The following is an 11,620-nucleotide window of genomic DNA, read 5'->3' on the forward strand; positions in this document are numbered from 1 at the left end:
CTTTCGCGCACGGTTTTGGGCGGGGTGGGCGTCGGTAGGCTTTTGGGGTGCCGATAATCGAGATTCATGAGCTGAGCGACCCACGGTTGGCCGACTACACCCAGTCCACGGATGTGGCGCTCAAGAAGGCGCGCGGCACCGAACACGGCCTGTACATCGCCGAGTCCGCGCTGGTGCTCGAGCGGGCGCTGCGGGCGGGGCACCGGCCGCGGTCGGTGCTCACCCTGGCGAACACCCTCGACGAGGCCCGGGCTCTTGTCGGCGACGACGTGCCGGTGTTCGTGGGCGCGGGGGAGCTGCTCACGGAGCTCACCGGTTACGTGCTGCACCGTGGCCTGATCGCCGCGATGCACCGGCCCGTGTTGCCGGACCCGGCGGCGCTGCTGTCGGATGCCCGGCGCATCCTGATTCTGGAGAACGTCACCGACCCCACCAACGTCGGTGCCATCTTCCGCTCCGCCGGCGCGATCGGCGCTGATGCGATCCTGGTCACCCCGCGCTGCTCCGACCCGTTCTACCGTCGGGCCATCCGGGTGTCGATGGGTACCGTGCTGCAGGTGCCGTGGACCCGGGTGGGTGACTGGCCCAGCACCCGGCGGCTGCTCACCGAGCACGGCTTCCACGTCGCCGCCCTGGCGCTCACCCCGGATGCGGTGAGCCTGCGCGACTTCCACGGCGACCAGCACGCCAGGCTGGCGTTGCTGCTCGGCGCGGAGGGGGAGGGGCTCACCGACGAGGCGCTCGCCGCGGCGGACGCCGTGGTGCAGATCCCGATGAAACACGGCATCGACTCCCTTAACGTGGCGGCGGCCAGCGCCGTCGCGATGTGGGCACTTTCCAGCTGACTCTCGTCGACCTCTGAGCCTCACGTCATCTGTTGTTTACACAGGGGCGCTCTCTGCAACGTGTTCGAAACAGAGCTTTGCCGAGGGTGTAACACAGCCCTGTCAGGGTATGTCTTACCCGACGCGAGCCGCTGCGTCCGTGCAGAGAGGTTTTTCCAATGGATCAAGGCAATACAGCTTTCTTGCTGATTTCCGCAGCGTTCGTCCTGCTCATGACCCCAGGACTCGCGTTCTTCTACGGGGGGCTGGTCAAGGCCAAGAGCGTCATCAGCATGATGATGATGAGCTTCGGTGCCCTCGGGCTGATCGGCGTGCTCTGGGTCATCTACGGCTACGCGATCGCGTTCCCGGCATCCGAAGGCACCGTCGCGCCGTGGGCGATCGACTGGTCCAACATCGGCCTGACCGCCGCGCTGGAAACCCCTGAGGGCGCGATGTACCCGCCGCTGGCCTTCGTCGCGTTCCAGGCCACCTTCGCCATCATCACGGTCGCGCTGATCTCCGGCGCCATCGCCGACCGCGCCAAGTTCGGTTCCTGGATGATCTTCGCCGCGATCTGGGCGACGGTCGTCTACTTCCCGGTCGCCAGCTGGGTCTTCAACTTCGGCCTGGCCGAGGACGGCAGCTTCTCCTACGGCGGCTGGATCACCCACGGCCTGCAGTCGGTCTTCGGCCTCGGCGCGATCGACTTCGCCGGTGGTACCGCGGTGCACATCAACGCCGGTGCCGCAGCCCTCGCCCTCGCCCTGGTGCTCGGCAAGCGGGTCGGCTTCCAGAAGGGCGTGCACGTTCCGCACAACCCGCCCTTCGTGCTCCTCGGCGCCGGTCTGCTCTGGTTCGGGTGGTTCGGTTTCAACGCCGGTTCCGAGCTGGCCGCCGACGGAACCGCGGCCCTCGCGTTCGTCAACACCATCGCTGCACCCTCTGCCGCCCTGCTCGCCTGGCTCGTGGTCGAAAAGATCCGCGACGGCAAGCCCACGTCGGTCGGTGCCGCATCCGGCGCCGTCGCCGGACTCGTCGCAATCACCCCGGCCTGTGCCTCCCTGCAGCCGATCTGGGCCATTGTGCTCGGTGTCCTGGCCGGTGCGGTTTGCGCCATCGCTGTGGACCTCAAGTTCAAGCTGGGCTTCGATGACTCGCTCGACGTCGTGGGCATCCACCTCGTCGGCGGCCTGATCGGCACGCTCTACCTCGGCTTCTTCGCCAACGGCACCGGCCTGTTCTTGGGCGGCGACGGCACCCAGCTGCTCGTCCAGGCCATCGCGGCCTTCTCCGTTCTCGCCTACTCGTTCGTCCTCGCCTTCGGCATCGCCTTCGCGATCGAGAAGACGATCGGCTTCCGCGTGAAGAACGAAGACGAGATCGCCGGCATCGACTCCGTGATGCACGGTGAAGAGGGCTACGTCCTCGTCGACAGCAAGGCCTGAGTAACCGGTCCTTCGTAATACCGAGATGTGCTGGATGGTTGAAATGCGAACCATCCAGCACATCTTTGTGTCGGCACCCGGCGGGCCGGGCCGGCCCGACCGTGACGACCGATGAGCATCCCGGCAGAAGAGGATGACGGCGTGGAGGCGGACCAGTCTCCGCCCCGCGTCATCCGGTTCGCCGACCTGCCCCGCCAGCCCCTGGACCAGGGGAGGGGCAGCGCCCGCGAGATCTGGGCCGATCTTGACCACGACCTGACGCTGCGCTGGCAGCTCCGCGTGGTCGAGATCAAAGACTCCGCCGGCCTGCTGGTCGGACCCATTGGCACCCACCACTATGTGGTCGGCCTCGCCGGCCCGCAGGTTGCGGTGCGCAATAGCGAATCGAACCGGGTCCTGCGCCGCGCGCACGTCATGCCGGTGCGCTCCGCCACGGTGTGTTTCGAACGGCCCAAACTCAGGCCGCCAGGGGCGAGTTCCCTCGTCGTCCTGACCTTCGCCGGCGCCGCCGAACCGCCGGAGTTCAGCATCCGCACGCTAACGCCCCAGGCCGAACTGCCTGCCGGGGCGCAGCTGCTGCTCGCGTTGCGCGGCACCGTGCGGGTGAACGGGGCCGAGGCCGCGCCCGGGTCGGCGCTGCTGCTGGATGCGACCCGGAGCCATCGTCCGCAGGGCGTGTCTACGCACGTGCTCACCGTGCATCGGCCGGGATCTCACCAGGACCCATAGGCTGGAGCCATGAGCAATGATGCTGTCATCGTCGATGTTGTCCGCACCCCGTCCGGCCGGGGTAAGCCCGGCGGTGCGCTCTCCGGGGTGCACCCGGCCGACCTGCTCGCCGGGGTGCTGAAGGACCTGGTCAACCGCAATAACCTTGACCCGGCCCTGGTCGATGACGTGATCGGCGGATGCCTCACCCAGGTGGGTGAGCAGAGCACCAACATCACCCGCACCGCGCTGCTCAGCGCCGGGTTTCCCGAATCGGTGCCCGGCACCACCATCGACCGGCAGTGCGGCTCCAGCCAGCAGGCCGCCACCTTCGCCGCGCAGGGTGTGCTCGCCGGCAGCTATGACATCGTCATCGCCTGCGGGGTCGAATCGATGAGCCGCATCCCGCTGGGTTCCGCGGGCGGACCCACCCCGGCCGGCGGCTCCGACGCGGCCGGCCGCTCCGAGGGCTGGGGCTCGCCCGCATCCGCGATCATCAGCCAGGACCCGCACGGCCGCCTGATGCACGCCCGCTACCCGCAGGGCCTGGTCGGTCAGGGCGTCTCCGCCGAGCTGATCAGCGCCAAATGGGGTCTCACCCGCACCGAACTCGACACGTACGCCGCCCGCTCACACCGGCTCGCCGCCGAGGCCGCCGCGCGAGGCGACTTCAATGCGACGCTGCTGCCGGTCACCCTGCCCGACGGCCGCCAGGTCATCGGCGACGAGACCATCCGGCGGCGCAGCACCGTCGAGACCCTCGCCGAGCTGCCGCTGGCATTCCGCACCGACGAGCTCGCCGCCCGGTTCCCCGAGGTGGACTGGCAGATCACCGCCGGCAACTCCTCGCCCCTCACTGACGGCGCCTCCGCCGCCCTGATCATGAGCGCCAGCCGCGCCGCCGCGCTCGGCCTCACCCCCCGGGCTCGGTTCCACAGCTTCGCGGTCACCGGCAGTGACCCGCTGCTGATGCTCACCGGCGTGATCCCCGCCACCCGGCGCATCCTGGCCCGCACCGGCCTCGGCATCGACGACCTCGCCGCCTACGAGGTCAACGAGGCCTTCGCCTGCGTGCCGCTGGTCTGGCAGCGCGAACTGCGCGCCGACCTCGAGAAGCTCAACGCCAGCGGCGGCGCGATCGCCCTCGGTCACGCTTTGGGGTCCTCGGGCACCCGGCTGCTGGGCACCCTGCTCGGCACCCTCGAGTCCGGCGGCGGTCGCTACGGCCTGCAGACCATGTGCGAGGGCGGCGGCATGGCCAACGCCACCATCATCGAACGACTCTGATGCGCATAAACGGATGCTCCGCACTCGTCACCGGCGCCGCCTCCGGCCTCGGACTGGCCACCGCGCGGGCCCTGCACGAGGCCGGTGCGCACGTCGTGCTGTTCGACCTCGCGAGTTCGGCGGGCCCAGAGCGGGCGGCCGAGCTGACTGCGGCGCCAGGTTCTGCACCGCGGTCGCCGATATTCCTGCCGGGGGATGTCACCGTGGAGACCGATGTGCAGGCCGCGGTCGAGGCCGCCGGAGCCGTGGCCCCACTGCGGATCGTGGTCAACTGTGCAGGCATCGCGCCCGCGGCGCGCACCGTCGGCCGGCAGGGCCCGATGGCCTTGGCCGACTTCGAACGGGTGCTGCGGGTGAACCTCCTCGGCACTTTCAACGTGGTGCGCCTGGCTGCCGCGGCCATGCAGGCCACCGAGCCGGTGGACGCTGTGGGAGCAACCGCGGCGGGTGGCACCCCGGAGCGGGGCGTCATCGTGAATACGGCATCCGTCGCCGCGTTCGACGGCCAGATCGGTCAGGCGGCCTATGCCGCATCGAAGGGCGGGGTCGCGGCGATGACCTTGCCGTTGGCTCGGGAGTTCGCGCGCTCGCTCATCCGGGTCGTGACCATCGCGCCCGGACTGTTCGACACCCCGTTACTGCAGGGCCTGCCCGCCGAAGCCCGGGCGTCGCTCGGCGCCCAGGTGCCGCATCCGGCCCGGCTCGGCGACCCCGCCGAGTACGCCGCCCTGGTGCGCCACATCGTGGAGAACCCGATGCTCAACGGCGAGACCATCCGCCTGGACGGCGGCATCCGGATGGCGCCGCAGTAGCCGCACCGGTTCTCGTGGCACGCCGTTGTCCCGGCGGCACGACGCGAGTGCGGTGGCACGGGGCATTTCCGGTGGCAGGTGTTCTCCCACCTGCCGCGATCCCCAACACGTGCCGCGGGATCGACCCCGTGCCGCGACCCCGAACACGTGCCGCGAGCCGCACCGCCGCGACCACTACACTCGTCAGAAAAACCCCCTCAGGGAAGGTGCCGGCGTTGACCTCATTCGAGACCGAGCTGCGCCGGGTCGTGCAACCGCGCGCCCGAGTGATCATCGACAACGACTTCTCCGGCGATCCCGACGGCCTGGTGCAGCTGGCCCACCACGTCCTGTCGCCCTCCGTGGAGATCCGCGCGATCATCGGGTCGCACCTCAGGCCCGGCGACCCGTTCGACCCGTCCGAGCAGACCGCCGACAACGCCGCAGAGGCCGCCCGCACCGTGCTCGAGCTGCTCGGCCGCGCCGGCACGATCCCCGTGCTGGCCGGGTCCAACCTGGGCATGACCGACCCGCTCTCGCCGGTTCGCTCCGCGGCTACGGATGCGATCATCGCCGAGGCCATGCGCACCGACACCGATCTGCCGCTGTTCGTGGCCTGCGGGGCCGGGCTCACCGAGATCGCCAGCGCGTACCTGTTCGAGCCGCGCATCGCGACCCGGCTCACCCTGGTCTGGATCGGCGGGCCGGAGCACGACGGCCTGGCCGTGCCGCCGCCCGGAACGCACGGCCCGGAATACAACCTGGCCATCGACATCTCCGCCGCCCGGGTGATCTTCGACTCCTTCATGCCGATCTGGCAGGTGCCCCGGGATGCGTACCGGCAGGCGCTTTTCTCCTGGGCCGAGCTGCTCACGGATGTTCGACCGCACGGCGCCATCGGATCGCACCTCTACGACGCCCTCGCGGGGGTTGCCGCGATAGTCGGCGCCGACGGCCCGCCGCTCGGCGAGACGTACATCCTGGGCGACAGCCCGCTCGTGCTGCTGACTGCGCTGCAGTCCTCGTTCGCGGCGGACCCCTCGTCGAGTGCGTACGTCACCCGCACGGTGCCGCGCATCCGCGCCGACGGGTCGTACGACTTCATCCCGCGGCAGGGTCCCCGGCCGATGCGGGTGTACACCCGGCTCGACCTGCGGCTGTTGTTCTCCGACTTCACCGCCAAGCTCGCCGCCCACGCCGCGGGCTGACGGACCCGCGTCGCCGCCAGCTGTTCCCCGTGCGGACAATTGTGGCCGGCACACCGGCCACAATTGTCCGGTGCGGTAACAGTTGCCCGCAAAGCTGGGTCGATTTCGTTCGGTCTTTTCGGTAGCCACGGGATGGGCGGCGCGGGTTAAAGTATCGGAATGACACAGCAAAACGCCAGCACCGACCCGCGAGAAGGCGCAACCCAGCCGGCACTCAAGCGCAACATCTCCGGCAAGATGTTGTACCTGTTCATCCTGGGCGATGTGCTGGGGGCGGGCATCTACGCGCTGGTGGGCCAGATCTCCGGCGAGGTCGGCGGCGTGACCTGGGTGCCGATGCTCGTCGCCCTGGGCCTCGCCCTGCTCACCGCGGCGTCCTATGCCGAGCTCGTCACGAAGTACCCCCGGGCGGGAGGCTCCGCGGTGTTCGCGGAACGCGCCTACAAGAAGCCGCTCATCGCGTTCCTCGTCGGCTTCTGCATGCTCGCGGCCGGCGTGGTCAGCGCCGCCGGCCTCGCTCTCGCGTTCGCGGGCGACTACCTCGGCACGTTCATCGACATTCGGCCGGTGCTCGGCGCGGTGCTCTTCCTCGCCGCCGCCGGGTTGCTCAACGCCCGGGGCATCAAGGAATCGGTGCGGGCGAACCTGGTGATGACAGTCATCGAGACCACCGGCCTGGTGCTCGTCGTCGTCGCGGTCGCCGTGATGTTCTCCGGCGGTGGGGGAGACCTCAGCCGGGCGGTCACCTTCGAATCCACCGCGAACCCGGTGATTGCGGTCTTCGGTGCCGCGCTGCTGGCGTACTACTCCTTTGTGGGGTTTGAGACCAGCGCCAACGTGATCGAAGAGGTCAAGAACCCATCGCGGGTGTACCCGAAGGCGTTGTTCGGCGCGTTGGCGACGGCCGGCATCCTGTACCTGCTGGTGGGCACGGCGGCATCGGTGGCCGTGCCGGCCGCCGACCTGAAGGAATCCACCGGTCCGCTGCTCACCGTCATCCAGGCAACGGGCGTGGGCATCCCGGCCTGGCTGTTCAGCCTGATCGCGTTGGTGGCGGTTGCGAATGGTGCGCTGCTCACCATGATCATGTCCAGCCGACTGGCCTACGGGATGGGTGTGCAGGGCCTACTGCCGTCGGTGTTCGCCAAGGTGCTGCCGGGCCGGGGCACACCGTGGGTGGCGATCGTGGTCACCACGGCCCTCGCGATGGTGCTCACCGCCACCGGGAGTATCGCGACGCTGGCAGAGACCGTGGTGTTGCTGTTGCTGCTGGTGTTCCTCAGCACGAACATCGCCGTTCTTGTCCTCCGCCGGGAGAAGGTCGAACACGAGCACTTCCGGGCCTGGAGCGTGCTGCCAATTCTGGGCGCGCTTTCCTGCCTCATTCTGCTCACGCAGCAGAGCGGTGAAGTCTGGCTGCGCAGCGGCATCATCGTCGCGGTCGGCTGCCTGCTCTACGCCGCAACGAAGCTCGGCCGCCGCGCCCGGTCCTGACCCCGCGGGTCGCGAGCGTGTCGAGTGGCCGCCGGTACGGCAGCAGCTGGGAGGATCAGAGCCATGGATTCCCTGACGATTACCGGCCCGTACGGTGCCATCCCGATTCGTGTCTATCGCGCCGCCGCCGGGTCGGAACAGAGCCCGGCACTGGTCTGGGCGCACGGGGGTGGCTTCGCGTGGGGCGACCTGGAGATGCCCGAGGCGCACTGGGTGTCCCAACAGCTCGCGGCGCGCGGCATCACCGTGATCAGCGTCGGATATCGGCTGGCACCGGTGTCGGCGGCCCTGACTGACAGCGAACCGGCCCGCGACGGGGTGCTCTTTCCGGTGGCGTCCGAGGAGGTCGCCGCGGCCTTCTGCTGGGCCGCCGATCAGGCGACCGCGTACGGCATCGACGCCGACCGGCTGTCGTTGGGCGGGGCGAGTGCGGGAGGCGCCCTCGCCGCGGGGGTGGCGCTGCGGCTGCGGGACGCCGGCGGCGCACAGCCGGCGTCGCTGCTGCTGGCCTACCCGCTCGTGCACAGCGTCCTGCCGGAACCCAGCAACGAACTCGCGCAGAAGATCGCGGTGCTGCCCGCTGACGCACGGTTCGAGCCCGACGATGTGCGGGCGATGAACCTCAACTACGTGGGCGACCCAGCCGGGCTCGACAATCCCTATGCGTTCCCCGGCGGTCACGATCTGGCCGGCCTGCCGCCCACGCTCGTCCTGAATTCCGAGCACGACAGCCTGCGCGCGTCGGGGCAGGCCTTTGCGGCGGAACTCGCGCTGGCTGGCGTCGATGTCACGGTCTGCCAAGAGCCGGGAACCCGGCACGGCCACCTGAACGAGCCGGAGAACCCGGGCGCCCAGTCCAGCCTCCGGCGCATGACTGCCTGGCTCGAGGGCTCGTCGGGGTCATAGTCCGTCCGGCACTGGCCGTGCCGCGGCACCCCCGCTCGGCGCTCGCGAGATCAGGGCGCCGGCCGCAGCCCGGCGGCGATGGCCTGCAGTGCGTCGACGTGGGTGCGCATGGCCGCGATCCCGTCGGACGTGGCGGTGATCCAGGTGCGCGGCCGGTTACCCACGTAGCCCTTGCGCACGGCGAGGTAGCCCGCCGTCCCGAGCGTGCTGATGGCCTTGCTCAGCGCCGAATCATCGGTCTCGAGCAGGTCGCGCAGGGTGCCGAAGTCAATCTCGACATCCGGCCGGAGCGCCGCCATCACCGAGAAACGCAGCGGCGTGAGCAGCGCGTCATCGAGGTTGTGGCGGGGGTGGTGTGCCGCCATCAGACCGCCCAGATGGGTGCGGGCCGGAACGCCGCGACCACGAGCGGGGCCGCGATGAGAATACCTCCGACGGTGCTGACGAGGCCGAGGTCCCAGGTGGTGCGGGACAGCACCACGGACAGGCCCAGCATCAACAGGTAGGTGCAGCCGAAGGCGGCCCATTGGGTGCGGCCCCAGTCTTCCGTGAGCCGGTCCAGGCCCACGCGGGTGGTGCGGGTGGCGAGTATGGCGAGAAAGAACGCGGCAGCCGTGACGATGCCGGCGACACCGAATGGGGTTCCGGTCAACATGCCGATCGCGCCCAGCCACAGACCCAGGATGACCGTGACGGCGCGGTCGGTCGGGCTCAGGAGGCCCGATAGAGCGGGCTCTGGGCGATGAACTCCGGCCAGCCTGGCCTGCTGCGCTGAGCGAATCGCCAGAACGACCACCGGTACCGCGGTAAAGGCCACAATCATCAGCGCGACGGGCCACTGCAGCGTGGGCGCCAGGAACGCCAGGTAGAGGAGGGCGAGGAACGGGAGAACGCTGGCCATCGAATAGCCGAAGCGGCGTCGCTTCGACCCGGGCCGCCGCGGCCGACGCTGGCTCTGCGTGAGTCCGTCGGTCAGGGTGCCGGCAGCGAGGAATCCCGCGAGCACCAGGAACCCCACGTTGAGCCCGTCGCCGGCGGTGTGCACGACTCCAGGAATGAGGCCCGCGCCGTCGAAACCGCCGAGGCCGGAGAGTGCGAAGGCCAGCGAATACGCCAGAACGGCCACGGCCATCCAGGCGTCGACGATTGCCTGGGTGCGGGCATCGATGGCCTCACGAACCCGGTCGCCGACCGCGTCACTGGCCTGCAGGAGCTTCGCCGCCGCAGCCGCGCCTGGCTGTGCGCTGTCACTCGTGTGCTGGTTGCTCATGATGTCCCCCCGATTACCGCGACGGCCCTGCCGCACTGTCAATGTAGCATTCACTTGCCAGTTAGCAAGTGGATGTTACTCAGCTGAGCGCCTTGGCGGGGATGACCACTTCCTTGAGGATCAGCAGAATGCCGGCCGCGACGGGGATGGCGACGAGCGCCCCGGGCAGGCCGGCGAGCGTGCCGCCGGCGAGGGCGGCGATGAGCACGATGGAGCCGGGAACATTGACCGCCTTGCTCATGACCCTCGGGGTGAGAATGTACGCCTCGATCTGCATATAGATGAGCATGGCGATCAGCACGACAAGCGCCGCGGTCGGCGAAACGAACAGCGTGAGGATCGTCATGAACGCCGTCGTCAACACCGTGCCGATCAGGGGGATCAGGGTGATGAAAAACGCGGAGACCGAGATGACCAGCGCGAACGGGTTGCCGACCAGGGTCAACAGGATGAGGCTGAAGGTGGCGTTGAGGAACGCCAACACCACCATGCCGCTGAGGTACCGGCCGATGTTCTGCATGATTCGCTCGGCCAGCCCCACCACCCGTTCGCGGTGCGACGCGGAGACCAGGGTGTAGATCGCCGCTTTGGAGGAGTCCAGCGTGGCTGTGAAGTAGATGGTCAGGATGAAGATGAACGTTGTCGTCGAGATCGCACTGATCACCGCGACGCCGACTTGCAGGAGACCGCCGCCGATCCCGGTCCAGGTGGCCGGGTTCGTGAGGAAGTCGACCACGCCGGAGTAGATATTCGTGAGCAGTCCGCCGCTGCCCGACGACGCCTGCTGGAACCAGTCTTCGGCGCGCAGATCGGCCAGCATCGCCGGCAGGCCGTTCACGAAGGCGACGGCCTGGCCGATGACGAGCGGCAGGACCAGCGAGAGCATGCCGACGATGACCAGCACAAAAAGCAGGTTCACAGTGAGGATCGCACCTCCGCGCTTCATGCCGCGACGTTCGAACCACCGCACCAACGGATCCAGGCCGAGGGTGATGAACGCGGCAGCGAACACCGAGAAGACCACGGTCCCGATGCCGGCGACGGCGGCGGCGATTACCAGAGCCGCCAGCACGCCGAGAGTGGCGACGAAGGCCCATCGAAATGGATGGTTGGCGAAGGCGTTCGCACCGGTTCCGAGGCGTTCGCGGAGCCGGTTCTTCCGTTGCAGTGTGGTCACGGCGTCAACCTACTCCCGTGCCCGGGCACCGGTCGGCGTTCAGCCGCCGGCGAGATCGAGACGCATGAAGGTGCTGTGCGGGTCGAGAACGTAGTCCGCGAACGGGGCGCACTCGGTGAAGCCGTGCCGGTCGTAGAGCCGCCTGGCCGGCGCGAAAAAGTCCTGGCTGCCGGTCTCGAGGTAGAGCCGCTCGTACCGGCGGTGCCGGGCCGCGTTCACGATCTCGCCGAGGAGGGCCGCGGCGATGCCCCGTCCGCGCGCGGCCGGGGCGGTGCGCATCGACTTGATCTCACCCTCGGTGGGGGTCAGCTGTTTCAGGGCCCCGCAGCCGAGAAGGACGCCGTCCTCCCGGGCCGTCCAGAACGAGACCTCCGGCGCCGACAGTGCCGAGTGGTCCAGGGCGTGCACGCTCTCGGCCGGTGAGGTGGCGAACATGTCGGCCAGGTGCTCGTCCAGCAACAGCAGCACGTCCGTCCGGGTCGGGGTCTCACGCGCAATCTGAATCAT

At 69.1% G+C, this 11,620-nt stretch carries 12 protein-coding genes; 8 read left to right on the plus strand and 4 right to left on the minus strand.

Annotated features, from left to right (window positions below; genetic code table 11):
• Positions 1–47: 47 nt before the first annotated feature.
• The 8 genes from B7495_RS02655 to B7495_RS02690 all read left to right on the plus strand — a co-directional run bounded on the left by B7495_RS02655 (position 48) and on the right by B7495_RS02690 (position 8,666).
• Entirely contained in the window at positions 48–845 is a 798-nt protein-coding gene (locus B7495_RS02655) for an RNA methyltransferase (protein WP_088455207.1), read from the plus strand.
• A gap of 158 nt (positions 846–1,003) precedes the next feature.
• Positions 1,004–2,272 (plus strand): ammonium transporter, encoded by a 1,269-nt coding sequence (locus tag B7495_RS02660; protein ID WP_088455208.1) that lies wholly within the window; start codon positions 1,004–1,006, stop codon positions 2,270–2,272.
• Positions 2,273–2,383: 111 nt separating this feature from the next.
• The gene (locus tag B7495_RS02665; RefSeq protein ID WP_088455209.1) at positions 2,384–3,001 is read left to right on the plus strand and encodes a hypothetical protein; all 618 of its coding nucleotides are present in this window, start codon (positions 2,384–2,386) and stop codon (positions 2,999–3,001) included.
• Between the two features lie 9 nt (positions 3,002–3,010).
• The gene (locus B7495_RS02670) at positions 3,011–4,267 is read left to right on the plus strand and encodes a thiolase family protein (protein ID WP_088455210.1); all 1,257 of its coding nucleotides are present in this window, start codon (positions 3,011–3,013) and stop codon (positions 4,265–4,267) included.
• A complete protein-coding gene (locus B7495_RS02675) occupies positions 4,267–5,079 on the plus strand; it encodes an SDR family NAD(P)-dependent oxidoreductase (RefSeq protein ID WP_088455211.1) in 813 nt (270 codons plus the stop codon). The genes B7495_RS02670 and B7495_RS02675 overlap by 1 nt, the downstream gene beginning before the upstream one ends.
• A 215-nt stretch (positions 5,080–5,294) precedes the next feature.
• The gene (locus B7495_RS02680; RefSeq protein WP_198414931.1) at positions 5,295–6,266 is read left to right on the plus strand and encodes a nucleoside hydrolase; all 972 of its coding nucleotides are present in this window, start codon (positions 5,295–5,297) and stop codon (positions 6,264–6,266) included.
• A gap of 159 nt (positions 6,267–6,425) precedes the next feature.
• Positions 6,426–7,760 carry an APC family permease gene (locus tag B7495_RS02685; protein ID WP_088455213.1) on the plus strand — a complete coding sequence of 445 codons (1,335 nt, stop codon included), beginning with the start codon at positions 6,426–6,428 and terminating at the stop codon, positions 7,758–7,760.
• 63 nt (positions 7,761–7,823) lie between these two features.
• Complete coding sequence (locus tag B7495_RS02690) at positions 7,824–8,666, plus strand: alpha/beta hydrolase (protein ID WP_088455214.1); 843 nt, start codon at positions 7,824–7,826, stop codon at positions 8,664–8,666.
• 50 nt (positions 8,667–8,716) lie between these two features.
• Here B7495_RS02690 and B7495_RS02695 read toward each other — a convergent pair whose 3' ends face one another.
• The 4 genes from B7495_RS02695 to B7495_RS02710 all read right to left on the minus strand — a co-directional run bounded on the left by B7495_RS02695 (position 8,717) and on the right by B7495_RS02710 (position 11,620).
• The gene (locus tag B7495_RS02695; RefSeq protein ID WP_088455215.1) at positions 8,717–9,031 is read right to left on the minus strand and encodes a transcriptional regulator; all 315 of its coding nucleotides are present in this window, start codon (positions 9,029–9,031) and stop codon (positions 8,717–8,719) included.
• Positions 9,031–9,936 (minus strand): hypothetical protein, encoded by a 906-nt coding sequence (locus B7495_RS02700; protein ID WP_088455216.1) that lies wholly within the window; start codon positions 9,934–9,936, stop codon positions 9,031–9,033. The genes B7495_RS02695 and B7495_RS02700 overlap by 1 nt, the downstream gene beginning before the upstream one ends.
• A 79-nt stretch (positions 9,937–10,015) precedes the next feature.
• Positions 10,016–11,113 (minus strand): AI-2E family transporter, encoded by a 1,098-nt coding sequence (locus B7495_RS02705; protein WP_088455217.1) that lies wholly within the window; start codon positions 11,111–11,113, stop codon positions 10,016–10,018.
• 39 nt (positions 11,114–11,152) lie between these two features.
• Positions 11,153–11,620: a GNAT family N-acetyltransferase gene (locus tag B7495_RS02710; protein ID WP_088455218.1), complete on the minus strand. Its 468-nt coding sequence runs from the start codon at positions 11,618–11,620 to the stop codon at positions 11,153–11,155.

The sequence above is a fragment of the Cryobacterium sp. LW097 genome, assembly GCF_002205495.2.
In the GTDB taxonomy this organism is placed as follows: domain Bacteria; phylum Actinomycetota; class Actinomycetes; order Actinomycetales; family Microbacteriaceae; genus Cryobacterium; species Cryobacterium zongtaii.